We start from the raw sequence: 26,046 nt of genomic DNA on the forward strand, positions 1-26,046 counted from the left end.
GATTGCTTTGGATACTTTTAAAATACTTGTTACCGGCGCCAACGGATTCGTGGGACGGGCTCTTTGTCCCGCGCTGCGTGCGCAGGGCCATGTGGTACGGGAGGCCGTTCGCGCCGAGGGCGGGACCGATCAGGTCGCGGTGGGCGAGATCGACGGACAAACCGATTGGTCTGAGGCTTTGCCGGAGATGGAAATCGTCGTGCACCTGGCGGGGCGGGCTCACATGACCGGGGACCGGGCCCAGGCGTTCAGCGCCTATCGCCGCGTCAACTTGGAAGGCACGGAGAACCTGGCCCGACAGGCCGCGAAACGTGGAGTTCGCCGCCTCGTTTTCGTCAGTTCGGTCAAGGTCAACGGCGAAGAAACCCATGGCCGACCCTTTACCGAAGACGATCCGTCCAACCCGGAGGACCCCTATGGGATCACCAAATGGGAGGCCGAACAGGCCCTGGCCGAGGTGGCCGCAGAGACCGGGCTGGAAACGACGGTGTTGCGTCCGCCTCTCGTGCACGGCCCCGGGGTGAAGGGCAATCTCTTGCGCCTGCTGCAGGGCATTCAACAGAATCGCCCATTTCCCCTGGGGGCGGTGGTGAACAAGCGCAGCCTGATCGGGGTGGACAATTTATGTTCCGCTCTATGCCTGTGCGTTGCCCATCCCGCAACCGGAACCTATCTCGTTTCGGATTCGGAATCGATTTCTTCTCCGGAACTTGTCCGCACTTTAGCCAAGGCCATGGGCCGTCAGGTTCGCCAGTTCGCCGTGCCGGTGCCCTTGATGGAACTGGCAGCCAAGGTCATCAAACGCAAATCGGAATTCCGCCGCCTGACCGGTTCCCTGGAGGTGGATGCGGGCAAGATCCAGCGCGAAATGGGCTGGTCCCCCTCCAAAAGCCTGCACGACGGACTGAATGACATGGTTCGGTGGTACATGGATTCCTGTTCGAACTAATCCAGCATGTTCCCGGCCGCCGAACATCTCCATCTTGCCCTGCTTCTGCTGATCGCTTTCGGCGTCAGTGCCGGGTTGACCGCCTGTCTGGGCGTCCTCACGCATCCGGATCTGCATTCTGGACGATTTCAGTGAACGCTCCCTGCATCATTCGCCAGTATCCCGGCCGGAGGCCTGACCACCCTCGGCAGCATAACGGAACAATTACTTTTTCCTCGAGATAAACGGAAATCTAACGTAACTATTCAGCACATCCTGGTCTATCGTCAGCACTGGATTCCGGCTTTGCCGGAATGACTTAGCTTAAGGATCATTTTCAGTCTTACCGGCGAAAGTCGGTATCCAAGTTGTTTTTTAATCATGCTGAATAGTTGCAATTTGACAAGGAAACATAATGAAACCATACGATTTCACGCTGGAAATGGCCGTGCGGGATTACGAATGCGACATGCAAGGGATCGTGAACAATGCCGTGTACCAGAATTATCTGGAACACGCCCGGCACGAGTGCATGAAAAAGGTGGGCATTGACTTCAAAAGCTACACCTTGATGGGCATCTATTTTGTCGTGGTTCGGGCGGAAATTGACTATAAAAGCGCCCTGACCAGCGGCGATGCCTTTGTCGTCGGCCTGAACCTGATCAAGGAAACACGGCTGCGCATGGTGTTTTACCAAGAGATACATCGCCTCTCGGACGACAAGCTGATCCTCAAGGCCAAGATAACCGCGACCGCTCTGAACCAGCAGGGCAAACCCGAAATTCCCAAGGAAGTGGACGCCATCCTCAAAAAACATTTTTTGGGAGCAATTGCACGGCAGTAGGCTTGGCTTGCGGTAACTATTCAAAAGAAATGTGGCAAGCATTGCCTGGATGCCCGCCATCGCAGGCATGATGTAATTGGAAAGATCTTCAGAAAAACTTTGTCTGAATTTGCATGACGTATTGATGTTCGGGAGGATACAGGCTGTGAGAGTGGAGGCGGTTAGGAGTCTCCAGCCGGGCGGCTTTTCACGAGTGTGGTCGCCGTGCGCCGTGCCTGGAGCTCTCGAACCTGCTGTTGATGGAGGTCGGCTTTGATGAGTTTCAGAAGCAGTTGGGCAAAGTAGGTTAGGTTGCGTTGCAGTTCTCCCAGACGGCTCAGAAAGTAGTTGTAGAAGAGGGTCGCCGGAATGGCCACCAGCAAGCCGACAATTGTCGTACCCAAAGCTTCGCCCAGCCCCTGCCCCACGACCATCAGGTTGGCGGCGCGACTCATGTTTCCGAAGCCCTGGAACGAGTGGAATATGCCCCATACCGTCCCGAACAGGCCCATCAAGGGTGCCGCATTGGCGCAGACGCCCAGAAACGCGGTAGGCCTGAAAGATTTTCCCGCCTGACGTCCCACCTCATCCCGGAGCGTGTGCCGCAAGTTGTCCAGGATGATTTGCGTCCGTTCCCCTTGCGGCAGACTCAGACCCCGCAGTTCCTGGTACTCGTCATACCCGGCTTGCGCGACCTTTCGGGTGACGGCGCCGGGAGTGGGGGTCAGATTCAGAAATGCGGTCTGGAGCTCCTTGGCCTCTTGCAGTGACTCCGTATCTTCGGCAACAATCTTGAGCAACCGCCGGAACTGCATCAATTTGGCAAACGCCAACCCCCAGCAGATCACGGACATGGCCGCCAGAAGGATGTACATTACCTGAATAATGAGTGATGCGTTGAGAAATATCTGCAGGTAATTCGTGCCGGGCATTGGTGGGGACTCTCAAAAGGGGATAAGGTGTACCATCAGGTGGAGTCAGCATGTGCATGTCCGCGCTGGACTTTGCGGCGAACTTACCGGTCAAGCTTATGGAAATCAATCACGAATTGATTGCAGCTCAATACGACGGATCGTTGAAATAGTGACAATTTGTAACTGCTCAGCTCATTCGAGTAAAAGCGGACTGGATACCTGCCTTCGCGGGCATGACTGACCCGGAGACGGCTTTAGAAACAAGTCATCCCGGCGAAGGCGGGAATCCACATCTTGCCGTAAGCTTTTGAATGGTAACGCTCCAGTTCTCAAGCTGAGTAGTACGACAATTTTACCCTTGAACAAGGGAGGTCGTGATGACGAAGCAGCGTGTACTGGTCACCGGAGCAACGGGGTATATCGGTGGTCGACTAATCAAGAATCTTCTGGAACGGGGGCATGCCGTCACGGCCACGGCTCGTTCACTGGACAAGCTGAGTTGTCGACCCTGGGCCGGTCATGAGCTGGTTCGTCTGGTCAAGAGCGACGTCCTGGATCAGGCTTCCCTGGAACAGGCCATGCAGGATTGCACAGCGGCCTATTATCTCGTGCATTCCATGCAGCCGGGAACCCTGGATTATGCCGACAAGGACAGGACGGCCGCGGCGAACATGGCGCGAGCCGCGGAACGCCAGGGGCTGGAACGGATCATCTATCTGGGCGGGCTGGGCGACAAGGACGACAAGGAATTGAGCAAGCATCTGCGTTCCCGGCTTGAAGTGGCCAATGTCCTCAGCCAGGGCCGGGTTCCGGTAACCTTCTTCCGCGCGGCCCAGATCATCGGCGCGGGTAGCGCATCCTTCGAGATTCTCCGCTTTCTGACCGAACGTCTGCCGGTGATGATCACGCCGCGCTGGGTGCATACCGAATGTCAGCCCATCGCGGTCTCCAATGTCATCGAATATCTCGCGGGTTGCCTGGATCATCCACGCACGACCGGACAAACCTACGACATCGGAGGTCCGGACATCCTGACCTACAAGCAGATGTTCGAGCTCTACGCCCAGGTTGCCGGCCTGCCCAGACGAATCCTGATTCCGGTACCCTGGCTGACCCCGTACCTTTCATCCTTGTGGATCAACTTTGTTACGCCGATACCCACGGCCCTGGCCAAGCCCCTTGTCCTGGGGCTGCGCAACCGCGTGGTCTGTTCCGAAAATCGCATCCGGGAGATCATTCCCCAGGAACTTCTGACATGCAGGCAGGCCATCAACGTCGCTTTGCAAAAGGTGCAACAGCTGGACGTGGAAACCTGCTGGAGCGACGCCGGATTTAAGCCGCCTCCGGAATGGCTGGACTGCGGGGACGCGCCGTATGCCGGCGGAACGTTGCACGGCCTTTCCTATCACATCGATATCGCTGCCAGTCCCGAAGAAGTTTGGCCCGTGGTCTGCGCGCTGGGTGGAGAGACCGGCTGGTATTACGGCGACTACCTGTGGCGCCTGCGCGGATTCATGGACCGGATGGTCGGCGGCGTGGGGCTGCGCCGGGGCAGACGCCATCCCACTGAACTCCGGGTCGGCGACGCCCTGGATTTCTGGCGGGTGCTGCAACTGGAGCCGGAACGCCGGCTGCGTCTGCTGGCGGAAATGAAAGTTCCCGGTGAAGCGCTTCTGGACATTGAACTGCGTCCGGCAGGAACTGCCGGAGAACGGACAGAACTCATCCAGCGCTCGCGTTTTTTGCCCCATGGGCTATGGGGACTGGCCTACTGGTATGGAACATACCCTCTGCATGTCCTTATCTTCAAAGGCATGCTTCGTAAAATCGCTCACCAAACGGGTCGTCCGGCAGGCCCCGCAAAACTCATGGACGAGAAACCCACGACAAGCTGCGCCTTGCCCAGATAGTGATGATGGCGGTGTACCGCAAATGCCGCAAGGCATTCTCCCTCAACCAGGCTTGCGCTTTTTGCGGAATTTGGCCAGCCAGGCGTTGAGGCGCGGCTCCTGGCCCTGGAGTTTCGGTTCGTAGAATCGGAGCTGAACTTCCGGAGGCAGATAGTCCTGTTCCACCCATCCGTCCGGATAGGCATGCGGATACTTGTAGCCGCGACCGTACCCCCATTCCTTCTGCAAGGCCGTGGAGGCGTTGCGCAGGTGCATGGGCACGGGATGGGCGCCGTGGGTGCGGATTTCCTTCTGGGCGACCAGATAGGCCGCGTAGGTGGCGTTGCTCTTGGGAGCCAGGGCCAGATAGACCACGGTCTCGGCCAGGGGAATGAAACCTTCAGGCATGCCCACGAACTCCACGGCCTGCTGGCAGGAGACGGTCAGGGACAGGGCCTGGGGATCGGCCAGCCCGACATCCTCGGACGCGGACAGAATCAGGCGGCGACAAATGAAGCGGGGATCTTCGCCGCCTTCCAGAAGACAGGCGAGGTAGTACAATGCCGCATCCGGATCGCTGCCCCGGATGGACTTGATCAGTGCCGAGGCGAGTTCATAATGGGAATCGCCGTCCCGGTCTCCGCGCATCACCACTTCCGGCAGGGCCTGACGCAGCTTGTCCGCCGGCCATTTTTCCGGCGGCAGTTCCGCCGTCAACTCCAACAGATTGAACAGCGTTCTGGCATCACCGTTGGACAAACCGGCCAGAATCTCCAGGCTGGCGTCAGGAATGTCGACCCCAAGGCTTTGGGCTCCGCGTTTGGCCAGCACGGCCAACTCCCGACGTCCGAGTGGACGCAGGCGCAGGACGTGCATCCGGGAAAGCAGTTGCTTGGTTACGCTGAAAGAGGGATTTTCCGTGGTCGTTGCCAAGAGGGTGATTTCTCCGCTTTCCAGGATGGGCAAAAAGAAATCCTGCTGGGCCTTGGAGAAGCGGTGTAATTCATCCAGGACTAGAATTTCCACGTTTTCCAGCTTTTTGCGCAGATTCGCCAGCCCTACTTCCGGCGCGCTCAGGCGCAGATACGCCTGGTCGCGCGATGTCGCCAAGAGCAGGGCCAAGGTAGATTTGCCGCAGCCCGGGGGGCCGAACAGCAGCAGGCTCGGCATTCTTTTGGCCTGAAACAGGGCCTGCAGTCGGTCGCGAAGATGGTCCTGACCGACAAAGTCATCGAGAATGGTGGGCCGAATGGCCGCGGCCAATGGCTGACGATACGTCATGGCAGTTTGTCGGGGCTGCTGCCGGGAGAGTCTGGTGCTGCCCGACTGGGGTCATCAGCGTCCTGGTCCCTGGAATGGTCGTCGCGGGGCGAGTCTTGATCGACTTCAATCTCCAGGTCCGGAAGAATGGCGTCAAGTTCGTCAAAGTCATAGACGATGTCTTCGTGGTTCAGAACTTCTAAGGTATCCGGGGACGTATCGGTGGAATCGGTTTGAGGATCCTGCCGACTGGAGTTTGAGGTGACATCACCGGAGAGAATGTCCTCGGGCAACTCGATTTCCCAGATTGGCATCTCTGCTTCCACTGATTCCCGTGAAGCGGATTCCTCCGACTTGTCTTCTGAAAATTCAGCGGCATGCTCCGCAAATATTGCATCCGCATTCAGGTCCACGGGCAGGTACAAGTCATCGTTCGCGATGTCCGATTCGGCTTCGGACGTGGGGGGACCGGTCTGCGGCACGGACTCAGGGTCAAGATAGGGAAGGCCGTCCGCGGACAAGTCCGACTCCAGTTCCACCATGTCCGGATGCTCGGGCAGGTCAAGTCTGAGTTCGGTTGGGGAGTCTGTCCGAGGAACCGTCGGCGCTTCAAGACTGTCGAGGGAGGCGGATGGTACAGGTTTGTCTGAAGAAGGGTCCCCGGGACCGGGAAACCATTCAAAGCCGGAGGACTGCAGCCACGTCAGGTTCAATGTCGAGCGGATCTGCTGCCAATCGTACCGGCAGTTCGGGCAGGTGGAGAGGTGGTCGAAGCTGGTGTATTTGCATTTTGGACAATACATGATTCTACCTTTGTATATGAAAACGACATGAACGTTCCGCTTTCCGTTGAGCGCCGCGTTGTGAACAAGTCATGAACCTGTGCATTCCAGAGCGTTATGAGGCTCAGAACCCATAGCTCCAGCGAGAAATCCGCGCTACTGATTCGCCCAGTAGCACAGCCCCAGGCAGAGCAGGGCGGCTGTTTCCCAACGCAAAACGGACCGCCCAAGTGAAAGCGGATCAAAACCGGCCTGGATGAAAACATGGGCCTCTTCATCCGTCAATCCGCCTTCCGGCCCGAGAACGATGATGGTCCGTCCAGTGGCCGGAAGCAGGCCGGGATTGAAAAGGCGTTCCCTGGCGACATGTTCCCAAAGCAGCAGTTTTCCCGGGCTTGATCCGAATTGCCGCACCAGTTCCGTTGCCCCTCCGGATGCAATGCCCAGAAAGGGCAGACGGGCGTTGCCGCATTGCTTGGCCGCGGCCACGAGCTGGGCTGACCAGGATTCCTTGGGAATGTCCGGCGCCCGCCCCTGGCTCCGCTCGGCCTGCCAGAAAACAATTCCCGACGCTTCAAGTTCCACCGCCTTTTCCAAAAGCCAGCCGCGCCGTGCGGTCTTGTTCCAACCCAGGGCCAGAATGATTTCCCGTTCCCGGGGAGGCCTGGTTTGCTCAGAGATCAGGTCAAGATAGGCCGCTTTGCGTTCCAGGCGTTGAATCGCAAAGATGCCGCTACGACCGCACCCATCAATCGCGCGGATCGTGTCGCCGGGGCGCGCGCGGAGCACCTTGAGCAGGTGGTGGGCTTCGGAACCTTCCAGAACAAAGGGCTCCCGCCATTGATCCGGGGGCAGGTATAGGGATTTCAATGACGTCAAGCCGGATTATTGGAGTTTGATCCGGGCCGTGCCGTTCTTGTAAAAGGGCAGGGCGGACAGGCGTGCGCTGAGCTCCGTCTTGCCGGTCCGAACGCTGAAGTGCTCCTCCCGCTCGAACTCCTGGCCGATGTAGGCCAGGGCAATGCCGTGGCCGAGGGACGGAGCAAAGCTGCCGCTGGTGATTCGACCTGCCTTGCGCCCGTCCGTTGTAAAAACTTCGTCATCGTGGCGCGCGCTGCGCCGACCGGGAACAAGAAGCGGAGTCAGTCGCTCTCGGACCGCGGATTGACGGTCCTTGCCGACGTAGGGAGCAGGGGAGGTGAGCAGGGCCTCGTAGCCGGCCTCGGCCGGAGTATGGTTCTCGTCCAGATCCTGGCCGTACAGGGGCAGCCCCATTTCCAGGCGCAAAGTGTCCCTGGCGCCCAGACCGGCCGGACGAACCATGTCGTCTTGCAGGCAGGCTTCCCAAAAAGCCTGGGCCAAAGTGTGCGGCAGGTAAATTTCGTAACCCAGTTCACCAGTGTAGCCTGTTCGGCTGACCAGGATCGGTTCATTCCGGAAGGTGGTCCGGCGAAACGAAAAGTAGGCCAAGTCCCGCCAGTTTTCCGGAAGAACGCCGCTCAGCACGTCCACGGAAAGAGGACCCTGCAGATCAATTTTCGCGGTCCCTGCTGAAATGTCCTCCAGAGCCACGGTGCCCGGCAACCTGCCGGCGATCCATTCCCGATCATGGTCGATTCGGGCCGCATTGACCACGAGCATGAATGTTTCCTGATCCAGGCGGTAGATGATCAGGTCGTCCAGGACGCCGCCGGCATGATTGAGCAGGAAGCCGTATCTGGATTTGCCCTGTTTCAGTGTTTGCAGGTTATGGGTCACGACGCGCTCCAGGGCTTCAGGAGTGTTCTTGCCGGAAACGAGGAACTCCCCCATGTGGCTGATGTCGAACAACGACGCCCTGGTCCGTGTCTGTTCGTGCTCGATCAGAATGCCCTCGTACTGAACGGGCATTTCCCATCCGGCAAAAGGGACCATCCTCGCCTTGTGCGCGACGTGCCATGCATGAAGCGGTGTTTGGTGCATCACTTGTCTTTCTCACTTTGGACTGAATTCGCTTGTCGGAACTCCGGCCGTTGTTTGCGGATGTCTTTCAGCTCGTCCACCAATCCCACCAGTCGTCGGTACTGGGTCTTTACCTTTAGTCCGTACCTGCCGGGCCGGTCGTCATCAAGTTGGACATATCGTTTGTTGAGATAGGAATTGCGCAGAACCTTCTCGCATTGGTCGATGACCCGTTCCATCAAGCCGTCAAAATATGGATGAATCTCGAACTTGAAGTCATTGAGAAGTTCATTCATTTGCTGGAGCATGTCCAGCCAGGAAAGAGGCGTTCCCTTGCGGGAGCGACGGGTCAGGTCTTCGAGTATCCGCACCTTGCGTGCTTGGCGAATATAGGAATATTTGGACCAGACATCGTTGTACAGCCTTGGATGGCTTTTGAACGTGTCCAGGTGTTCAGGCTGAAAGATGTACCCGTCCAGAACCTTGACCACGCCGGAATAGAATTCGTCGCCGTAGCCGATGATTCTGCGTTGATGCTTGGAAAGCCAAGCATAAAGGAATTTGAGTCGTTTTTCATGAGTGTCGGTGTTGCTGACAACCTCCGATTTTTTGAAACGAATCGACCCGATGTATTCCCCCTTGACGATGTCGTTGAGCTTGAGAAGCATGTTCGAAATATCCTTGATCACATTGGCTTCACAACAGACTTCGCCGGTCAGGGGGTGGATGATTTCCTGCCGAAGAACCGAAAGCGCCCGGTCCTGCCGGACGTTGTTCTTGTCGTAGCGATGCTGGCGATAAGTCACCCGCAGGACCACGACGTTGTTTTGCGAGTCGACGAAAGCGCCTAGACGGCTGAGATGGTCGATCAGGTCGAGCTGGTCCGAATCGATGCGCACCAGGGCGATTTTCTCTACTTGCGGATAAGGATTGGCATGGGAGTTCTTGTACAAGGTGGTGATGGTGCGATCCGATTGACCCAGCACGCGGACCAGGAATTCCTCGCTCAGCTTGTACAGACGGCGGGCGAACAGGGCGGATGAGGTTCGACGCTCGGAAACGATGGAAAAGCCGTAAAGTTCCATCAGGAATTGATAGACAAAATTTCTGTTCAACTCATAACAGCGGTTGCTGCCCACCTTGAACATGCCGATCCGCAGGCCGAAGCGCTTGAGTTCCGTATCCAGATCAGAAGGAAAAGAGGCGTTGACTCCTGAAAAGACAAAAGGCCCCGAGGGGATGGTGGAAAAAACGTGTCCGCGTTCCATGTGCAGCAGGAATGAGAGCACGCGGGGATAATGCTCCAGTGCGGTCAGGTCCCGTTCGGAAAAGTAATACTGAAACTCATCATGCATCTGTCTGGGCAGTCGATTCTGGAAGGCCAGCTGGTTCTGGTGCAGAATGTGGGTTTCCAGTGGACAAATGGAGGAATCTTCCTGATCCAGATACTCGAAAGGCGAGTGCAGGATGTCGAACTGGAAAATTTCCTGAAAGTAGGAGAGGGGCCGTGCCAGGGCCACAAGGCTGAATCCGGGCAAGTGCCGGTACTCGAAGATGTCCAGGTCGAAGGAGGGCAAAAGTTCCCGCGCTTCGACAAGCGGATAGTTCGCCGTTTCAAAGTAGGGCTTGATCAGGCAGTACTTGATATGCACCATGTCCAAAAACCGGCGCAGCTCAGGCAGCGAGGACAGCTCCGGCATTTCCTTGAGAGCCCAGGGATCCTGCCAGATCATGTCCTTGACCTGTGAAAAAGCTTGTTCCCAGGTAATGCTCATGGATCAGTCGGATTCATTACATGTCGTACGGATCATACTACAGTCGCTCCACGCTCGGATAATTGCGTTGTAACTATCTAATTTTCGAAGAAAAAACAACACCTTTTTTCTTGGAGTTGCTAAAAACATCTGTCATGCATGGGTTCCCATGTCCGTCATGAAAAACTTCTGAATAGGGTGTTGGAAAGCCTGCGAAACAGTACTTTATCAACAGGCTGTTAGCGGTTACAAGCAAAGGCGCGGATCAGAAGATGATTGGGTTATTTGCCTGGATGATTCGAGATGTACCCAATACTTCGTTGGTCATGCCAAACCAACTTTTGGCCGACCATGCAAGACGTGCCGCATTGGGGGCGGCGTTCAAGGGGAAAGAGGCAACGCCAAGTGTAATTGAGCATGCACAGATACCCGTAGCATTTAAAGTGTTACATGAGCTTTGATATATATGCGCAGAATTTTGTATGAAACCCTGGCTGCTTTAGGTCAAAATGCGGATTTTCCTCGTGTTCAAACCCTGGGGGTCGGCATTGGAAAGTTGATTTGGAACGTAGTGCCGTCGAGACGGAAGCTGGCCGTGGCCGCCATTAGCGAACGGCTTGGCCTGGATGCCCCTCAGGCTACTGCCTTGGCCCGCTCAAGTTTCCAGCATAATGGACGCTCATTTTTGGAAATATTTCTGAGTCGGAAGGTGGACTGGAGGTTTGTCCGGGATCGGCTGCTTGTGGATGACCCGGCGCACATGCAACGCACGTTCAACCTTTTGCGGGACAGGGCATGCGTGATAACGTCTGCTCATATGGGAGGGTGGGAGATGCTCGCGGGTCTGTTGCACCTCCTGGCGCCGCAACAGCATTGCCAGGTAGTCGTCAAAGCCACGCACGACAGGGATTTGTACGCTTTGATCAAACGATTGCGCGGCCATTCCACCGTTCACATCGTAGAGCATGAACAGGCCGTGCAAAAGGTCTTGCGCAATCTCAGAAAGCCTGGAACCAGCGCCTTTCTCGTGGACCATAACTGCCGGCGCGAAGAAGCGGTTTTCCTCCCTTTTCTGGGTCGGATGGCCGCGGTCAACGTCGGTCCGGCCTTGTTGGCATTGCGTGGTAAGGCATTGGTAATGCCTGTATTTTTATTACGGGAAGATCCGGACAGGTACCGGCTTATTTACCAAGAACCGCTGGATGCCGGACAACTTCCGGGAGATCGACACGAAAAGATACACACGCTGGCATCATTTTATACCAAGGCTGTTGAGCGGGTCGTGCTCCAGTACCCTGAACAATGGTTCTGGATGCATCGTCGCTGGAAAACCCGACCGGGGGAGGAATTGGCAGGGTAGTATGTCGCCTGATGAAGTTTGGGCAGGAATCTTCATGTAAAAAACCGCCTCTTGATAAAAGTTTACATAATTTACATTATGAGGCTAATATATAATACTCTTAATTAATTATTCATTCAAGAAAAATGGCATCCACGGGACCGCTACAGCCCGTATTCCGGAACATTCACGCATGAATGCTCCTCTTTCGAAAAAAAAAGCCGCCCTGCATTCCGGGCGGCTTTTGAAAACTTGAGTTCACTGTCGAGTGCAGATCATTTTGCATCCGGCTCTGTGCGTCAATGGCCTGGACTGCAAAACGCGATCGGGGATCGGTTATTTTGCTTCCAGTTTCTTCAGATAGGAATCCCTGCACTCATAACTGCAAAAACAATGGACGTTGTCACCTTCCTTGATCCGGATGTCACTGCCCACCGGCACATAGGTGCCGCATACGGGATCCTTGGTCATCACTCCGGTCGCGGCCAGGTTTTCGTGTTCTTTATCCTTGACTTCCTTCTTTTTTTTGAGATCTCCGGTAAGGAGCTTGTACAGGATGAAAATGGCTGCGATAAATATCAAAAACTTGAGCATACGCTCTCCTTATACCCCGTGATCGTTCAAGTTCCGATTCGGGTTTTGGTAATTTGGTAATAATGATCGATGAAAAACCTCTTCATGATCGCCCTCAGTCATTCGATGACTGATATATCAAGTTTCCTCGTACCTGGAACGTAATGGCGTTCAGGGCGGCTTGGATGGGAGTGCCGTTGGGGAAGGTCAGGGTCGGTGCGATGTCTTGGAGGGGGACGAGAATGAAGGCTCTTTCCATGATCCGCGGATGCGGCAGGGTCAGGACCGGTGAATTGTGGCGTTGATCTCCAAAAAGGAGCAGGTCCAGATCAATAATTCTGGGACCTTTGTCCTTTTTCCGGACCCTGCCCATCTGTTTCTCGATTTCCAGCATCGTCTCCAGCAATTCTACAGCAGTCCATGCCGGACCGCAATCAAGCCGTAAAATTTGATTGGCAAACCAGGGCTGGTCTCGGATATTCTGGGGTTCGGTTTTGTAAATGGGTGAACATGGTCCGAGCCGGACCTCGGGCAGGTTTGCCAAGGCAATTCGCGCCCGTTGAAGATTGGCTTCCGGATCGCCTTGGTTTGATCCGAGGCTGATGTATCCGGGGTGGGACTGCATCCAAAGGTCGTCGGCCATGGGCAAAACCTTTTTCATGAAAAACGGGCAGGCGTGATGCCTGCCCGGAATGTGGCGACAGGAAGGGAATCATCCCCCCTTCTTTCTGTGATTGAGCAAGTTTCGGCCTCTACCCCGTCCTTACAGCTTGGCGATCCGGCCCAGTGCCTCGCGCAACCGATCCTCGCCCACGGTGAGGGCGATGCGGAAGTACCCTTCTCCAGGCGCGCCGAACCCATTGCCCGGCGTGACCACGACTCCGGTTTCCTGGAGCACCTTGGTGACAAAGCCAGCGGAATCCAAGCCCTTGGGCACCTTGGTCCAGATGTAGAACGTGGCTTCGGGCGAACGGCAATCCAGGCCGATCTTGCACAATTCCGCAACGGCGACATCCCTTCGGCCTTTGTAGATGTCCCGCATTTCCTGCGCAAAGGATTCGCCCTTTTCCAGGGCGGTGATCCCGGCTTCCTGAACAGCCTGAAAAATTCCGGAATCGATGTTGCTCTTGATTTTTCCCAGACCCTGGACCAACTCTGCGTTGCCCACGGCCATGCCGACACGCCATCCGGTCATGTTGTAGGTTTTGGACAGGGAGTGGAACTCGATGGCCACGTCCATGGCTCCGGGAATTTCCAGGATGCTCAACGGCTTGTTGGCGGAATTGTAGTACATTTCCGAGTAGGCGGCATCATGCACCAGGATGGTGTTGTATTCCTTCGCCTTGGCGATCAACTGCTCGTAGAAGCTTCGAGGCGCCATGGCGGATGTGGGATTGTTCGGATAGTTCAGGAAGAAGATCTTTGCCTTTTTCCAGATATCCGGAGAAATGGCCTCCAGATCGGGCAGAAAATCATTGTCCTCGGTCAAAGGCGCGAAATAGATCTCCCCGCCTGCGAACATTGTGGCGATGGGATAAACCGGATAATTGGGGGTGCTGGTGATGACCAGATCCCCGGGATCCACATAAGCCAGGGGAAAATGGGCCAGTCCCTCTTTTGAACCGATCAGGCTGAGCACCTGGGCCTTGGGATCGAGACGAACGCCGAATCGGGTATCATACCATTTCGCCACGCATTCCCGGAAGGTGTTCATTCCGGAATAGGAAGGGTACCGATGATTTTCGCCCTTGGTAATGGCCTTGTTCATGGACTCAATGATGAAGTCCGGAGTCGGCAGGTCCGGGTCCCCTACTCCAAGATCAATAATATCGACGCCCTTCGCCTTGACTTCGTTCTTGACTCGATCGATTTCCGCGAACAGATAGGGCGGCAATTGCGCTAAACGCTGAGCCGGCTTGAAATTCGGCATGTGTGTGGACTCCTTGAATGCTAAACGTAATGAAACGAACTCCTTGCCACTGGGGCTGAGGAGAACATGAAATCTTCCCCGTGAGCAAATCAATGCAGCTCAACGCCAACATGCTGATTAAAAAGACTTGCCGTGTAAGTCAAATCCTGTGTCCCAAGGCCGAGAAATCACGGCCGGATGGATCGCGGACGACGAGTTGCATGACCGAATCCGAAAATCATGTCGCGACCTGACGCCTTTGCCCTGCACCCCTGGATGGACCGCTTTCTGGAGTACATCCTCGTGGAAAAAGGCCTTGCGGAAAACAGCGTGGCCGCCTACACCATGGATCTTGAGTCGTTGCAACGGTTCCTGATCCGCGAAAACATCGCCTTGGAGGAATTCTCTTCTCAGAGCGCCCTGCTCTATCTGCTGCATCTCCGGCAGTCCGGCTTGCAGAACCGTTCACTGGCCAGGCATCTGGCCACGTTGCGCGGCCTGTTCGCCTTCCTGGTCCGAGAGCGGTTGATGCACGACAATCCGCTGGAGAAGCTGGAAAACCCCAAGCTGCCCCGACACCTTCCGGACGTGCTTAATCGAGAGGAAGTAACCGAATTGCTGGCCCGGCCCAACGTCCACGACAAGCTGGGCTTCCGGGATCGGACCATGCTTGAGCTGCTCTACGCTTCCGGCTTGCGTGTCTCCGAGCTGATCACCCTGCGCCCTCTGGACGTGGATCTGCAGACCGGCCTGCTGCGGGTTTTCGGCAAGGGGCGCAAGGAACGGGTCACGCCGATGCACGATACGGCTCGAAACCTGCTCGAAATTTACATCCAGTCCTGGCGTCCGGCCTTTCTTCCGAAATCGGACTTCCTTTTTCTGAACCGTTCAGGCAAAGGTCTGACAAGGCAAGGCGTCTGGAAACTGATCAAGACATACGCGCGCAAAGCCGGCATCCGGCAGCCCATATCCCCGCATACCCTGCGCCATTCATTTGCCACGCATCTGCTGGAAGGCGGGGCTGACTTGCGCACCGTGCAGATTCTGCTCGGTCACGCCGACATCCTGGCCACGGAGATCTACACCCATGTCCAATCATCGCGCCTGAAAAGCCAGCACTTTCAACATCATCCTCGCGGTGGCCAGGAAAGCGCAAACGCCGATGAACCGCCGGAAAAGGATCATTCGTGACCATATGCAACACCGGCGGCATCCAATCGCCTTACTCCTCAACCAATGAAGCCTTTTCAGCCTCCAGCAACAGCACCCCCAATGCCCTTATCCACGCCTAAGACCCTGATCACGGCCCACAACAACGCGGATTTCGACGCGTTAGCGGCCATGGTGGCCGCGGGAAAACTATATCCGGACGCGGCGCTGGTCTTTCCCGGCAGCCAGGAAAAGAACCTTCGCAATTTCTTCATCCAGAGCGCGACCTACCTTTTCAACTTCCAGTCCATGAAGGAGATCGACGCTTCCGCCGTGGAACTGCTGGTGGTGGTGGACACGCGCCAGCGTTCGCGCCTGGATCATGTGCGCGCCGTCCTGGATCAGCCCGGCCTCGTCATTCATGCTTACGACCATCATCCCGACTCGGATGAGGATTTGCCCGCTGACAAAAACGTAGTCCTGCCCTGGGGCTCGACCACGGCCATCCTGGTTCGGGAAATCCGAGACCGCTCCATTTCCGTAAGCCCGGACGAGGCGACGATCATGGGGCTGGGCATCTACGAGGATACCGGCGCCTTCACCTTTTCCTCGACGACCACCCACGACTTTGACGCCGCATCCTGGCTGCTGGCCCAGGGCATGGATCTGAACACGGTTTCCGATCTCATCACCCGGGACCTGAGCGCTGAGCAAGTCCATCTTCTGCACACCATGCTGGGGTCGGCCACCATTCACGACATCAACGGCATTGAGGTGGTGATCACCGAAGTCAGCATCGATGAATACGTGGGCGACTTTGCCGTTCTCGTGCACAAGCTCGTGGACATGCAGAACATCCGCGTACTTTTCGCTCTGGCCCGCATGAACGACCGGGTGCATCTGATCGCCCGCAGCCGCCGTCCGGAAGTGGACACGGGACGGATCTGCGGCTTTTTCGGCGGCGGCGGGCACGTCTACGCCGCCTCGGCCACCATCAAGGATCGCACGCTGTCCGAGATCAAGGAAGAGCTGTTCGCCCTGCTCTACTCGCATATCAATCCGCAAATCCTGGTTCGCGACTTCATGTCCAAGCCCGCGGTCACCGTTCCTGAAGGCACGACCCTGATCCAGGCCACGGAGATCATGACCCGCTACGGATTGAAGGCCATTCCGGTGGTTCGCGAAGACGGGGCCTGCGTCGGCATTCTGGAGCACCAACTGTCGGACCGCGCCGTCGGCCATGGATTGGGGCAGCTTGTGGTGGAAGAATACATGCAGCGGGATGTGGCCATGGTTTCGCCGGAGGACGATCTCTACGCGGTCATGGAGATCATCCTGGGCTTGAAGCAGCGCCTTGTTCCGGTGGCTCAAAACGGACAGGTCATCGCGGTGATCACCCGCACCGATCTGATCACGATCTTCATCCAGGAATCGGCCCGGATACCGGAATTTCTGCTCCCGGAACGCAGAAACGAGCGCAACATCAAGAACATGCTCAGGTCGCGGCTGGCGGCGGACATATTCCGCCTCCTGGAGCAGGCGGGGGCCCTGGGCCGAGAAATGGGGGTCAGCGTTTACGCCGTGGGCGGTTTCGTCCGGGACATCCTGCTGGACCGGCCGAACCTGGACATCGATCTGGTGGTGGAAGGCGACGGCATCGAATTCGCCCAGGTACTCAGCCGCAAGCTGGGGGGGCGCATCCGGATGCACAAAAAATTCCAGACCGCCGTGGTCATCCTTCCGGACGGCCAGAAGGTGGACGTGGCCACGGCCCGGCTGGAATACTACCAGTACCCCACCGCCCTGCCCACGGTGGAGCTTTCCTCCATCAAGATGGACCTGTACCGGCGCGACTTCAGCATCAACGCCCTGGCCGTGCGCCTGAGCCCGGACCAGTTCGGGAACCTGGTGGACTTCTTTTCCGCCCAGAAGGACATCAAGGAGCGCAACATCCGCGTGCTGCACTCCCTGAGCTTTGTGGAGGATCCGACCCGCATCCTGCGAGCCATCCGGTTCGAACAGCGCTTTAATTTCCGTATGGACCGCCAGACCGAACGATTGATCAAGAACGCCCTGAATCTGAACCTGTTTCAGAAACTGTCCGGAGGACGCCTTTTTCATGAACTGTATCTGATAATGGAGGAAAAGGAGGTGCTTGCCTGTTTTCGGCGCATGGACTCCTTTAATCTCCTACAGGTTCTGCATCCCCTCCTGAAGCTATCCGATCAACTGGAAAGCATCCTGAGCGAAGTGGAACGCGTCCTGAACTGGTATCGCCTGCTTTATCTTGAGCCGAATGTTCTGTCATGGAAGGTATTTATGCTGGGATTGGCTTCGAGCCTAGATGATGCCCAGTTCCAAATCCTCATGCGTCGCTTGAACTTTTCGGATAAGGATGAACGCTATTTCCTGGCCGTGCGCGAAGGACTGGCCGAGACGATTCAACAACTGCATCAATGGCAGGGACGGGCCGGCTCCCTGAGCGAATTGTTTTTCATCCTCGATCCCCTACCCCTGGAGTCCATCCTTTATTTGATGGCCCGCAGTCAGAAGGAGGAGATGCGGCGACACATTTCCCTGTTCCTGACGCAACTCAAAACCCAGAAGGTTTCCGTGACCGGGAAGGACCTTAAAGCCATGAGACTTTCCCCCGGTCCCGTCTATTCCGAGGTGCTGCGCACTCTGCATGCGGCCATGATCGACGGCAAAGCCGTTGACCGGAACAGCCAACTGATCCTGGCCGGCGAACTGGTGGCGCGGATCAAGGCCCGCGAAGCCGCTGACCAGGTTCAGGAGGTGTCGCCCAAGTCGGGATAATTTTTTCTTGATTTACAACATTTACGATATCACCTCAGACTTGATGCTCTTGCAATCGGTATCGAAATCGAAATCGAGAGACTTATCATGTGATAGTGATGCTGTGATGAGGAACAATTATTAGGATTTCGATTGCGATTCCGATATCGATTGCGATTTCGATATCGATTGCGATTTCGATTGCGAGAGATAAGACCGAGAACAAAATGTCCTTTTGCGTTCCTTTTGCCCAGGTTCTTGACCTGGAAAGGGCAACAATTTACAGGCACATGGTGTGGAAGGTGTTGTTTTCTTGTTCAATGATTTTTATTCAGCAACAAACGGAGGTTTTTAAGAATGGTGAAACGACTGTTGATGACGGCCTTGATTCTCGTGGCCATGAGTTCCACGGCCTGGGCCCAGCGGACCCTTGTGTTTGCTTCCGACTGCACATGGCCCCCCATGGAAATGATGAGCGAGGCCGGTGAGTGCGTCGGCTTTGGTCCCGACCTGGTCAATGCCATGGCCCGGGTGGGGGGATTTGACGTGAAGATCCAGAATACCGCCTGGGACGGGATTTTTGCCGGTCTGGCCATGGGCCGGTACGATGCCATTTCCTCTTCCGTGTCCATCACCGAAGAGCGCAGGAAAGCCATGGACTTCTCCGACCCCTATTTTGAGGTCAAGCAAGGCGTCGTGGTCCAGCAAGATTCTCCCATCAAATCGGAGGAAGATCTGGCCGGTAAGACCGTGGGCGCCCAGATCGGCACCACCGGATACTTTGCCGCCATGCGCATTGCCGGAAACAACGCCAAGAGCTACGATGAAATCGGACTGGCCGTCATCGACCTGGCCAACGGCCGGATCGACGCCGCCATTGCCGACGACGCGGTCGCCGCTGATTACGCCTTGACCCATCCGGAGCTGTCCAAGAGTCTGAAGTTGGCCTTCCTGATCGAGCCGGATGAACCCGAATATCTCGGCTTTGCCGTGAAGAAAGGCGACGAGGAAGCCTTGACGCTGATCAACAACGCCCTGGCCCAGGTCAAGGCCAGCAGCGAATACGATGAAATCTTCAAGAAATGGTTCGGCGGGGAATAGCTTCGTTCCCGACTGACCGACGTAACAGACCCCGGCCTTTCCCCGGCTGACGAGAGGCCGGAGTCTGTCATCCATAATCCAAGGGTGCACGATGGCCGACAAGAATGTAGTGATTGAGGTTGGGGATGGGGCCGCCATTCCACGCAAGCGTGACAAAGGCCTTTTCAACGCATGGTGGATTTCCCTCATCGGAGCGCTGAGCATCATCGTTTACTTGTGTCTTTCCCGTCCCGATCCATATTTAAGGATCATCAAGTTTCTTCCAGACGGCATCCTCGTCACCTTTCAGGTCACCATCCTCTCCATACTCCTCGCTCTCGTGATCGGGCTTTTCACGGGGCTGGGGCGCATTTCCAAGAACAGGACCATCAACCTGATCGCCTCCACCTATGTGGAAGTGGTTCGGGGCATTCCGCTGCTGGTCCAGTTGTTCTACATTTATTTTGCACTGGGACAAGTTTTCGCCAATCTGCCGGAAACCAACTTCCTCTTCATTTTTTTAAGGAACATGCCGCCCCTGGTGGCCGCGGTCATTGCCATGGGGATCTGCTACGGCGCATACATGGGCGAAGTTTTCCGGGCCGGGATTGAATCCATCGACCATGGCCAGAGCGAAGCCGCCCGGTCCCTGGGATTCAATCGCACCCAGACCATGTTCTACGTCATTCTGCCCCAGGCTTGGCGGACCATTCTCCCGCCGGTGGGCAACGAATTTATCGCGTTGCTCAAGGACAGTTCCCTGGTTTCCATTCTGGCTGTTTCGGACATCCTGCGACGCGGAAGGGAATTCGCCAGCGTGACTTTCAACTATTTCGAGACATACACGATGGTTGCCCTGGTCTATCTGGTGATCACCCTGCTGCTGTCCAAAATCGTCAGCACCATGGAAGAAAGGTTGAACTACTATGAGCGACGCTAGCAAGATCATCAGCATAGCCAACGTCTACAAATTTTTCGGCCCGCTGAAGGCGCTGAATAATGTCTCCCTGGACATTCACGCTGGGGAGAAAGTCGTCATCATCGGCCCCAGCGGCTCGGGCAAAAGTACTCTCCTGCGATCCATTAACCGCCTGGAAACCATTGATTCCGGGACCATAACCGTGGACGGCAAGGACATCAACGACTCGAAAAACGACATTAATGCCATGCGCATGGACATGGGCATGGTGTTTCAAAGCTTCAACCTGTTCCCCCACAGGACGGCTCTGGAAAACCTGACCATGGCCCCCATCAAGCTCCGCAAGATGCCGCGGGACAAGGCCGAAACCATGGCCATGGCGTTGTTGAAAAAGGTCGGGATCGATGAGAAGTCGAGCGTCTATCCGGCTCAGCTTTCCGGCGGGCAGAAACAGCGGGTCGCCATCGCTCGGGCCCTGGCCATGAGCCCGAAGATCATGCTTTTCGACGAGCCGACCTCCGCCCTGGACCCGGAGATGATCGGCGAAGTGCTGGACGTCATGGTCACTTTGGCCCGGGAAGGCATGACCATGGCCGTGGTAACGCATGAAATGGGTTTTGCCCGCGAGGTGGCGGACAGAATCGTCTTCATGGACCAGGGAGAGATTGTCGAGGTGGGCACGCCGCAACAGTTTTTTGAACAGACCCGGCACCCCCGGACCCAAAAATTCCTGAGCCAGATCCTCTAGGGATTTGAGCCCTCTGGATATTATCAGCCCATGGATACCCTTTTCGCGCCCTGGAGAATGGAATATATACTTGGCCCCAAGGCGGACGACTGCGTCTTCTGCATTCCGGAATCCACCGCCACCGACAGTGAAGGGTATGTTCTGGTCCGGGGGACGCTTTGCTTTGTGATCATGAACAGGTATCCATATGCCAACGGCCACCTGATGGTGGCCCCATTCCGCCATGTCCCTGACCTGACCGACCTGGACGACCGGGAATCCGCCGAAATGATGTACTGGATTCGGGGCGCCGTGCAGGCCTTGCGCCAGGCCTTGAACCCGGAAGGTTTCAATGTCGGGGTCAACCTTGGCGACGTCGCCGGCGCGGGCATTCAGGAACACCTGCATGTGCATGTCGTGCCCCGCTGGCATGGCGATACGTCCTTCATGACGGTCTGCGGACATACCCGGGTCGTGCCCGAGCACCTTTCATCAACGTACGCGAGACTGGCCCCGTTGTTTGTATCCTTATCACCCTCAACACTCTTGTAAGGAGAGGCGTATGCGCTACCTCAAGGTCCTGCTTCTGATCCTGTTTTTCTTCGTTTCCATGCTTTTTTTCATTCAGAACAACGAAGTGCTTTCCGAGGAACTCGTTCTGCAATTGGAGTTGTTCGATTGGCACGTTGCCTCCAGGGAACTGCCATTCTATCTGGTTGTGCTGTTGAGTTTCGTGGCTGGATCGCTTTTCAGCCTGGCCTATTTTATTGGCGAGAAGATCCGCTTGAGCCGTGAACTCAAAGCCGCCAACAACAAGCGAGCCGCTTTGGAGCAGGAAGTGACTTCGTTGCGTAATTTGCCCCTGGAAGAGGAAACGTATCCCACGGCTCCCCAAAAAACCGTCGCTGCGAAAGAAGCCGAAAAAACTCCGACTACTCCCCCGAAGACAGTGACCGCAAAGGAAGAAGTGCAACCTCCGACTATTTTCGCGAAGACAGTGGCCGAGAAGGAAAAGGGAGCCTCTTCTCCGGAGGAGAAAAAGCGTGAAGAAAATACGTAGATCTTGAGTGTTGCGCATCTCACACGAAACCACAGTACTCTTTCCATCAGCGTGTTGAAATAAGCATACTCGCATGCGCGGAACAATCCCGCCGGCTGAACGTGAGAAAGACATTCAGATCCGTGAGCCAGACGACCTGCCGGTGTTTCGGCATCGTCAGCTGACCTCGCGGTTTCTGAAAACACAACAGCCGGCGGCTTTCCATCCGCTGGACAACCCTGCCCGATTCACGAACATGGAAAAACAGGGGCTGCTTTTCATGAGATCATTTCTGAAACTGCTTTGCAGTCGTTCATTTTTCAATCTCATGCTTTTTCCTTCCTGTTTCATGTACGATAATCCCAGGAAAATCAGATATGTCGGGGTGGATTAAAACTTTCTTTTCCTCCAGGAGCACCGGCGGAGAACGCTTTCCAGGCGAAGTGCACGCCGACGGACTTCTCCCGCCCTCGGAGGATACGTTTTCGGCCATCAACGAGCTGAGTCGGGTGGTCAAGAACAATCCTGACGCGGTGGAGATCTACCTGGCCCTGGGCAACCTGTATCGTTCCCAGGGAGAAATTGAGCGGGCGGTGCACATTCGCCAGAATTTGATTCTTCGCCCCGGGCTGCACCCGGAGTTCAAAGCCCGGGCCTTGTATGAACTCGGCCGCGACTACAAGCGCGGCGGCTTTGTGGACCGGGCTTTTGACGCCTTTCAGCAGGCGCGGAAAATCGCCGGCAACAATCCGGCCATCAATCACGAACTGGCCAGACTCAGCGCCGACTCCGAAGAGTTCCTTCAGGCAGCCAAATATTATGGCGAACTCGGGAACAGCATTGCCGAGGCGCATTATCTCGTCAGACAAGCCCAGAAGGAATGCCGGGACAATCCGAAAAGTTCACAGATTGCCAAATGGATCGACCGGGCCCTGAAGGTGTTTCCCGGCTCCACCGAGGCCTGGCTGGAAAAATTGCAACGCGTCTGGAAGGGGTTGGAAAAAGGCAAGCCTTCCAAGATCCTGGATCAGGCCATGGGCCAGGTTCCGGAGCAGATGCGATTCGTCCTTCTCGAAGGCTTGTTGACCACCTCACGGGAAGGCTCCTGCACAGCGGGCGTCGTGAGCGACATGAACGAGCTGGAAGACATTTTGGCCATCCTTTCCGGTTATCCTCAGGACATGCTGCTTCAGTACTACGGGGGGCTGCTCCTGTTGGACCACGGCCGCCTGGAGGATGCCCGGATCTGGTTCGAAAAATGTCTGCTTCTGGATTCCAATTTCTGGTTGGCTCGGCTTGAACTCCTGGCGCTGGCGCGGAAGAGACATGATCTGCCCAGAAGCCTGGATGTCCAGCTGGACTTCTTCATTTCCCGGGCTCGGGAGGTCAAGAACTACGCCTGCCGGCAATGCGGCCTGAAACGCGAAATGGTCTTTTTTGTCTGCCCCCGCTGCGGCGCTTGGCACTCCATCTCTTTTCGTCACAACCTGAATGAGTGATCCCACCCCCCTCAAACTGACTCCCATGCTGGAGCAGTATCTGAGCATCAAGGCCGAACACCCCGATGCCCTGCTCTTTTTCCGCATGGGCGATTTCTACGAGCTCTTCTTCGAGGACGCGGAACGGGCCGCCGGAGAATTGCAGATCGCCCTGACCAGCCGGAACCCCAATGCCGAACATCCCGTGCCCATGTGCGGAGTGCCCTACCACGCCTGCGATTCCTATCTGACGCAACTGCTGAAAAAGGGGATCAAGGTAGCTATCTGTGATCAGGTCGAAGACCCGCGAGAGGCCAAGGGGCTGGTCAAGCGGGCCGTGACCCGGGTCCTGACCCCGGGCACCCTGATCGAAGACGCCGGTTTGGAAGCCAAGGAGCACCACTATCTGGCCGCCCTGTTCCGGGACACCCAGACCGACTGGGGGGGCCTTGCCTGGGTGGACGTCTCCACCGGAGAGTGCACCGGCATCCGGATTCGCGGACAGATGCAGCTCTGGTCCTGGATTTCCAAGCTGCAGCCCCGGGAACTCCTGTTGCCGGATCACCAGCGTCCGCCCATCCAGGCCGGAGACATCGCATCCCGGATCACTCCCCTGCCCCAACGCGGATTTTTTGAATTCGGTCAGGCCAAAGAACGGGTTCTCAAAAGCCAGGGCGTCGCGGACCTCCAGGTCCTGGATCTGGAAAACAAGCCGCAACTCATCCAGGCTTTCGGCGCGCTGCTGGCCTATCTGAAGCAGACTCAGAAACGGGATCCGGATCACCTGCAGTCCTTGCGCATCATTCATCCCGGGGATTTTCTGCTCCTGGACGAGGTCACCCTGCGCAACCTGGAGATATTTCGGCGCATGGACGGCGGAAGGGGGCCGGGCACCTTGTGGCATGTCCTGGACCAGACCCGGACCCCCATGGGTGGCCGACTGCTGGAGACCAGATTGCAGTATCCCTGGAAGGAACTCCGACCCATCCAGGACAACCAAGCCGTGGTCGCCTTTTTTCTCCACCAGGAGCAACTGCGCGGCGAACTGAACCGCCTGCTGGCCAAGACCACGGACCTGGAGCGGATCTGCACACGGATATCCATGAACCGGACCTCGCCCCGCGACTTTGTCGCCCTGCTCCAGGGCATCCGGCATCTGCCCGAAATCGAGAACCTGCTCCGCAACCTGCCGCAAACGCAACTGCCGGACAGGCAACATCCGGACGCGCAACATGCGGAATTGCCGACCCTGCTCCGGGACGCTCTGGGTTCCTGGGACAATCTGCCGGAGCTGACCGATCTGCTGGGCCGGGCCCTGGTGGACTCCCCTCCCCTGCTGATCACCGACGGCGGCATTTTCCGTTCAGGATATCATGCCGAACTGGATACCTTGCTGGAGCTGGTCGAGCACGGCCGGGGCAAGCTGCAGGAAATCCTGCAACGGGAGCAGGAACAGACTGGACTGTCCAAGCTGAAGTTGGGCTACAACCGAGTCTTTGGTTACTATTTCGAACTCTCCCGGTCCCAGTCCGGAGCCCTGCCCGAACGATTTGAGCGGCGTCAATCCCTGGTGTCCAGCGAACGGTTCATCACAGGGGAGCTCAAGCAGCTGGAGGATCGCCTCCTCGGGGCCTCGGACGAGCGCAAGTCGCTGGAGTACCGTCTGTTTCAGGATCTGCGGGAGATCGTGGACCAGTACCGCCCCAGGGTGATGCGCATGGCCGACGCCGTGGCCCGTCTGGACGTCTGGCTGGCCCTGGCCGAGGCGGCCCGGAAATGGTCCTGGTCGCGACCGGTGATCACCGCGGAATTGGACATCACGGTCACCGCGGGACGCCACCCGGTCATCGAGGCCTGCCAGGGAACCGCGGACTACATTCCCAACGACGTCACCATGGACGCCCAACGTCGGGTGCTGATCATCACTGGTCCGAACATGGGCGGCAAATCCACCGTCCTGCGCCAGACCGCCCTGATCTGCATCCTGGCGCAGATCGGCTCCTTCGTTCCCGCCGCCAAGGCCGAACTCGGACTGACGGACCGCATTTTCACGCGGGTCGGCGCATCGGACAACTTGAGTCTTGGGCAAAGCACCTTTATGGTGGAGATGATCGAGACGGCTCGCATTCTCCGGCAATCCACCCGGAGCAGCCTCGTCATCCTGGATGAGATCGGCCGCGGAACGAGCACCTACGACGGTTTGGCTCTGGCCTGGGCCGTGGTGGAAGAGCTGGTCCGGCAGGGCCAGGGCGGAGTTCGGACCCTTTTCGCCACCCATTACCATGAGCTGACCTCCCTGGAGGGCCGGTTGGCGGGGGTGCGCAACTATAATATCGCGGTCAAGGAATGGAAGGGCGAGATCATTTTTTTGCGTCGGCTGGTGCCCGGGCCGTCGGATCGCAGTTACGGCATCGAGGTGGCCAAGCTGGCCGGACTGCCTCGCGGAGTCATTGCCCGAGCCAAGGAAATTCTCGAAGGTCTGGATGCCGGAAAACCGAACAAGGTTTCACCCCGCGAAAAAAACCGGCTCCGGGAAAGCCTGCCGGGCATGGCGCCGGCGCCTGCCGCGACAGTGCCGGGACCGGAAAGCGAAATCCTGGATCAACTTCGCAAACTGGACCCCGCTCACCTCAGCCCGATGCAGGCCCTGACCCTGCTCCAAAGCTGGCGGGAACAGCTTGAGTCCGGGTGAAGATCCAGTTCCGCGGCGCAACCATCAACCCAGATAACCACCCATTCAAGGAGA

The 26,046-nt window shown here is 56.8% G+C and carries 24 protein-coding genes; 15 read left to right on the plus strand and 9 right to left on the minus strand.

What is annotated here, in order from left to right; genetic code table 11:
* Positions 1-7 precede the first annotated feature (7 nt).
* From BLP93_RS07750 to BLP93_RS07755, 3 genes are all read left to right on the plus strand, one after another.
* Complete coding sequence (locus BLP93_RS07750; RefSeq protein WP_208596591.1) at positions 8-949, plus strand: UDP-glucose 4-epimerase family protein; 942 nt, start codon at positions 8-10, stop codon at positions 947-949.
* A gap of 6 nt (positions 950-955) precedes the next feature.
* Entirely contained in the window at positions 956-1,084 is a 129-nt protein-coding gene (locus tag BLP93_RS17545) for a hypothetical protein (RefSeq protein ID WP_279615054.1), read from the plus strand.
* Positions 1,085-1,343: 259 nt separating this feature from the next.
* Complete coding sequence (locus tag BLP93_RS07755) at positions 1,344-1,772, plus strand: acyl-CoA thioesterase (RefSeq protein WP_092119587.1); 429 nt, start codon at positions 1,344-1,346, stop codon at positions 1,770-1,772.
* 161 nt (positions 1,773-1,933) lie between these two features.
* Here the strand turns inward: BLP93_RS07755 and BLP93_RS07760 are convergent, their stop codons facing one another.
* The gene (locus BLP93_RS07760; RefSeq protein WP_092119590.1) at positions 1,934-2,683 is read right to left on the minus strand and encodes a MotA/TolQ/ExbB proton channel family protein; all 750 of its coding nucleotides are present in this window, start codon (positions 2,681-2,683) and stop codon (positions 1,934-1,936) included.
* Positions 2,684-3,042: 359 nt separating this feature from the next.
* On the opposite strand from BLP93_RS07760, the gene BLP93_RS07765 reads away from it, so the two are divergent.
* Positions 3,043-4,575 carry an SDR family oxidoreductase gene (locus BLP93_RS07765; RefSeq protein WP_092119593.1) on the plus strand — a complete coding sequence of 511 codons (1,533 nt, stop codon included), beginning with the start codon at positions 3,043-3,045 and terminating at the stop codon, positions 4,573-4,575.
* A 42-nt stretch (positions 4,576-4,617) separates the two neighbouring features.
* On the opposite strand, the gene BLP93_RS07770 is transcribed toward BLP93_RS07765, so the two are convergent.
* The 5 genes from BLP93_RS07770 to BLP93_RS07790 all read right to left on the minus strand — a co-directional run bounded on the left by BLP93_RS07770 (position 4,618) and on the right by BLP93_RS07790 (position 10,312).
* Positions 4,618-5,835 (minus strand): replication-associated recombination protein A, encoded by a 1,218-nt coding sequence (locus BLP93_RS07770; RefSeq protein ID WP_092119595.1) that lies wholly within the window; start codon positions 5,833-5,835, stop codon positions 4,618-4,620.
* Positions 5,832-6,617, minus strand: a complete 786-nt coding sequence (locus tag BLP93_RS07775; RefSeq protein WP_092119598.1) for a hypothetical protein — start codon at positions 6,615-6,617, stop codon at positions 5,832-5,834. The genes BLP93_RS07770 and BLP93_RS07775 overlap by 4 nt, the downstream gene beginning before the upstream one ends.
* Before the next feature lie 135 nt (positions 6,618-6,752).
* On the minus strand, positions 6,753-7,466 hold the full coding sequence (locus BLP93_RS07780) for a 16S rRNA (uracil(1498)-N(3))-methyltransferase (RefSeq protein WP_244148683.1): 714 nt from the start codon (positions 7,464-7,466) through the stop codon (positions 6,753-6,755).
* A gap of 15 nt (positions 7,467-7,481) precedes the next feature.
* Complete coding sequence (gene gcvT / locus BLP93_RS07785) at positions 7,482-8,558, minus strand: glycine cleavage system aminomethyltransferase GcvT (protein WP_092119603.1); 1,077 nt, start codon at positions 8,556-8,558, stop codon at positions 7,482-7,484.
* Positions 8,558-10,312 carry a hypothetical protein gene (locus BLP93_RS07790; protein WP_092119606.1) on the minus strand — a complete coding sequence of 585 codons (1,755 nt, stop codon included), beginning with the start codon at positions 10,310-10,312 and terminating at the stop codon, positions 8,558-8,560. Before BLP93_RS07790 ends, gcvT begins: the two co-directional genes overlap by 1 nt.
* Before the next feature lie 445 nt (positions 10,313-10,757).
* Here BLP93_RS07790 and BLP93_RS07800 point away from each other — a divergent pair, with 445 nt between their 5' ends.
* On the plus strand, positions 10,758-11,651 hold the full coding sequence (locus BLP93_RS07800; RefSeq protein WP_092119612.1) for a lysophospholipid acyltransferase family protein: 894 nt from the start codon (positions 10,758-10,760) through the stop codon (positions 11,649-11,651).
* Between the two features lie 315 nt (positions 11,652-11,966).
* Here the strand turns inward: BLP93_RS07800 and BLP93_RS07805 are convergent, their stop codons facing one another.
* The 3 genes from BLP93_RS07805 to BLP93_RS07815 all read right to left on the minus strand — a co-directional run bounded on the left by BLP93_RS07805 (position 11,967) and on the right by BLP93_RS07815 (position 14,133).
* On the minus strand, positions 11,967-12,224 hold the full coding sequence (locus BLP93_RS07805) for a transcriptional regulator (protein ID WP_092119615.1): 258 nt from the start codon (positions 12,222-12,224) through the stop codon (positions 11,967-11,969).
* Between the two features lie 94 nt (positions 12,225-12,318).
* Positions 12,319-12,846 carry a 2-amino-4-hydroxy-6-hydroxymethyldihydropteridine diphosphokinase gene (folK, locus tag BLP93_RS07810; protein WP_244148684.1) on the minus strand — a complete coding sequence of 176 codons (528 nt, stop codon included), beginning with the start codon at positions 12,844-12,846 and terminating at the stop codon, positions 12,319-12,321.
* Positions 12,847-12,966: 120 nt separating this feature from the next.
* Positions 12,967-14,133, minus strand: coding sequence for an LL-diaminopimelate aminotransferase (locus BLP93_RS07815; protein WP_092119618.1), 1,167 nt, complete (start codon positions 14,131-14,133; stop codon positions 12,967-12,969).
* 219 nt (positions 14,134-14,352) lie between these two features.
* On the opposite strand from BLP93_RS07815, the gene xerD reads away from it, so the two are divergent.
* The 10 genes from xerD to mutS all read left to right on the plus strand — a co-directional run bounded on the left by xerD (position 14,353) and on the right by mutS (position 25,992).
* A complete protein-coding gene (gene xerD, locus BLP93_RS07820) occupies positions 14,353-15,303 on the plus strand; it encodes a site-specific tyrosine recombinase XerD (protein ID WP_244148685.1) in 951 nt (316 codons plus the stop codon).
* 81 nt (positions 15,304-15,384) lie between these two features.
* Positions 15,385-18,078, plus strand: coding sequence for a CBS domain-containing protein (locus BLP93_RS07825; RefSeq protein ID WP_092119620.1), 2,694 nt, complete (start codon positions 15,385-15,387; stop codon positions 18,076-18,078).
* Positions 18,079-18,414: 336 nt separating this feature from the next.
* Positions 18,415-19,158 (plus strand): basic amino acid ABC transporter substrate-binding protein, encoded by a 744-nt coding sequence (locus tag BLP93_RS07830; protein ID WP_092119623.1) that lies wholly within the window; start codon positions 18,415-18,417, stop codon positions 19,156-19,158.
* A gap of 91 nt (positions 19,159-19,249) precedes the next feature.
* Positions 19,250-20,077 carry an amino acid ABC transporter permease gene (locus BLP93_RS07835; protein WP_092119626.1) on the plus strand — a complete coding sequence of 276 codons (828 nt, stop codon included), beginning with the start codon at positions 19,250-19,252 and terminating at the stop codon, positions 20,075-20,077.
* Positions 20,064-20,804: an amino acid ABC transporter ATP-binding protein gene (locus BLP93_RS07840; protein ID WP_092119629.1), complete on the plus strand. Its 741-nt coding sequence runs from the start codon at positions 20,064-20,066 to the stop codon at positions 20,802-20,804. The genes BLP93_RS07835 and BLP93_RS07840 overlap by 14 nt, the downstream gene beginning before the upstream one ends.
* 30 nt (positions 20,805-20,834) lie before the next feature.
* Complete coding sequence (locus BLP93_RS07845; protein ID WP_092119632.1) at positions 20,835-21,335, plus strand: HIT family protein; 501 nt, start codon at positions 20,835-20,837, stop codon at positions 21,333-21,335.
* Positions 21,336-21,345: 10 nt separating this feature from the next.
* The gene (locus BLP93_RS07850) at positions 21,346-21,843 is read left to right on the plus strand and encodes a LapA family protein (RefSeq protein ID WP_092119635.1); all 498 of its coding nucleotides are present in this window, start codon (positions 21,346-21,348) and stop codon (positions 21,841-21,843) included.
* 73 nt (positions 21,844-21,916) lie between these two features.
* Positions 21,917-22,216: a hypothetical protein gene (locus BLP93_RS07855; RefSeq protein ID WP_092119638.1), complete on the plus strand. Its 300-nt coding sequence runs from the start codon at positions 21,917-21,919 to the stop codon at positions 22,214-22,216.
* The gene (locus BLP93_RS07860; RefSeq protein WP_092119641.1) at positions 22,200-23,321 is read left to right on the plus strand and encodes a tetratricopeptide repeat protein; all 1,122 of its coding nucleotides are present in this window, start codon (positions 22,200-22,202) and stop codon (positions 23,319-23,321) included. The genes BLP93_RS07855 and BLP93_RS07860 overlap by 17 nt, the downstream gene beginning before the upstream one ends.
* Entirely contained in the window at positions 23,314-25,992 is a 2,679-nt protein-coding gene (gene mutS, locus BLP93_RS07865) for a DNA mismatch repair protein MutS (RefSeq protein WP_092119644.1), read from the plus strand. Before BLP93_RS07860 ends, mutS begins: the two co-directional genes overlap by 8 nt.
* Positions 25,993-26,046 lie beyond the last annotated feature (54 nt).

It is taken from the genome of Desulfonatronum thiosulfatophilum (assembly GCF_900104215.1).
Lineage (GTDB): Bacteria > Desulfobacterota > Desulfovibrionia > Desulfovibrionales > Desulfonatronaceae > Desulfonatronum > Desulfonatronum thiosulfatophilum.

Bases quoted from the DNA above. Each gene is read 5' to 3' on its own strand.
- BLP93_RS07840 (WP_092119629.1), top strand. From the start codon at position 20,064: ATGAGCGACGCTAGCAAGATCATCAGCATAGCCAACGTCTACAAATTT.
- BLP93_RS07830 (WP_092119623.1), top strand. From the start codon at position 18,415: ATGGTGAAACGACTGTTGATGACGGCCTTGATTCTCGTGGCCATGAGT.
- BLP93_RS07855 (WP_092119638.1), top strand. From the start codon at position 21,917: ATGCGCGGAACAATCCCGCCGGCTGAACGTGAGAAAGACATTCAGATC.
- BLP93_RS07790 (WP_092119606.1), bottom strand. From the start codon at position 10,312: ATGAGCATTACCTGGGAACAAGCTTTTTCACAGGTCAAGGACATGATC.
- folK (WP_244148684.1), bottom strand. From the start codon at position 12,846: ATGGCCGACGACCTTTGGATGCAGTCCCACCCCGGATACATCAGCCTC.
- BLP93_RS17545 (WP_279615054.1), top strand. From the start codon at position 956: ATGTTCCCGGCCGCCGAACATCTCCATCTTGCCCTGCTTCTGCTGATC.
- BLP93_RS07860 (WP_092119641.1), top strand. From the start codon at position 22,200: ATGTCGGGGTGGATTAAAACTTTCTTTTCCTCCAGGAGCACCGGCGGA.
- BLP93_RS07815 (WP_092119618.1), bottom strand. From the start codon at position 14,133: ATGCCGAATTTCAAGCCGGCTCAGCGTTTAGCGCAATTGCCGCCCTAT.
- BLP93_RS07805 (WP_092119615.1), bottom strand. From the start codon at position 12,224: ATGCTCAAGTTTTTGATATTTATCGCAGCCATTTTCATCCTGTACAAG.
- mutS (WP_092119644.1), top strand. From the start codon at position 23,314: ATGAGTGATCCCACCCCCCTCAAACTGACTCCCATGCTGGAGCAGTAT.
- BLP93_RS07850 (WP_092119635.1), top strand. From the start codon at position 21,346: ATGCGCTACCTCAAGGTCCTGCTTCTGATCCTGTTTTTCTTCGTTTCC.
- BLP93_RS07825 (WP_092119620.1), top strand. From the start codon at position 15,385: ATGCCCTTATCCACGCCTAAGACCCTGATCACGGCCCACAACAACGCG.
- xerD (WP_244148685.1), top strand. From the start codon at position 14,353: ATGTCGCGACCTGACGCCTTTGCCCTGCACCCCTGGATGGACCGCTTT.
- BLP93_RS07800 (WP_092119612.1), top strand. From the start codon at position 10,758: ATGCGCAGAATTTTGTATGAAACCCTGGCTGCTTTAGGTCAAAATGCG.
- BLP93_RS07765 (WP_092119593.1), top strand. From the start codon at position 3,043: ATGACGAAGCAGCGTGTACTGGTCACCGGAGCAACGGGGTATATCGGT.
- BLP93_RS07755 (WP_092119587.1), top strand. From the start codon at position 1,344: ATGAAACCATACGATTTCACGCTGGAAATGGCCGTGCGGGATTACGAA.
- BLP93_RS07835 (WP_092119626.1), top strand. From the start codon at position 19,250: ATGGCCGACAAGAATGTAGTGATTGAGGTTGGGGATGGGGCCGCCATT.
- BLP93_RS07775 (WP_092119598.1), bottom strand. From the start codon at position 6,617: ATGTATTGTCCAAAATGCAAATACACCAGCTTCGACCACCTCTCCACC.
- gcvT (WP_092119603.1), bottom strand. From the start codon at position 8,558: ATGCACCAAACACCGCTTCATGCATGGCACGTCGCGCACAAGGCGAGG.
- BLP93_RS07770 (WP_092119595.1), bottom strand. From the start codon at position 5,835: ATGACGTATCGTCAGCCATTGGCCGCGGCCATTCGGCCCACCATTCTC.
- BLP93_RS07845 (WP_092119632.1), top strand. From the start codon at position 20,835: ATGGATACCCTTTTCGCGCCCTGGAGAATGGAATATATACTTGGCCCC.
- BLP93_RS07760 (WP_092119590.1), bottom strand. From the start codon at position 2,683: ATGCCCGGCACGAATTACCTGCAGATATTTCTCAACGCATCACTCATT.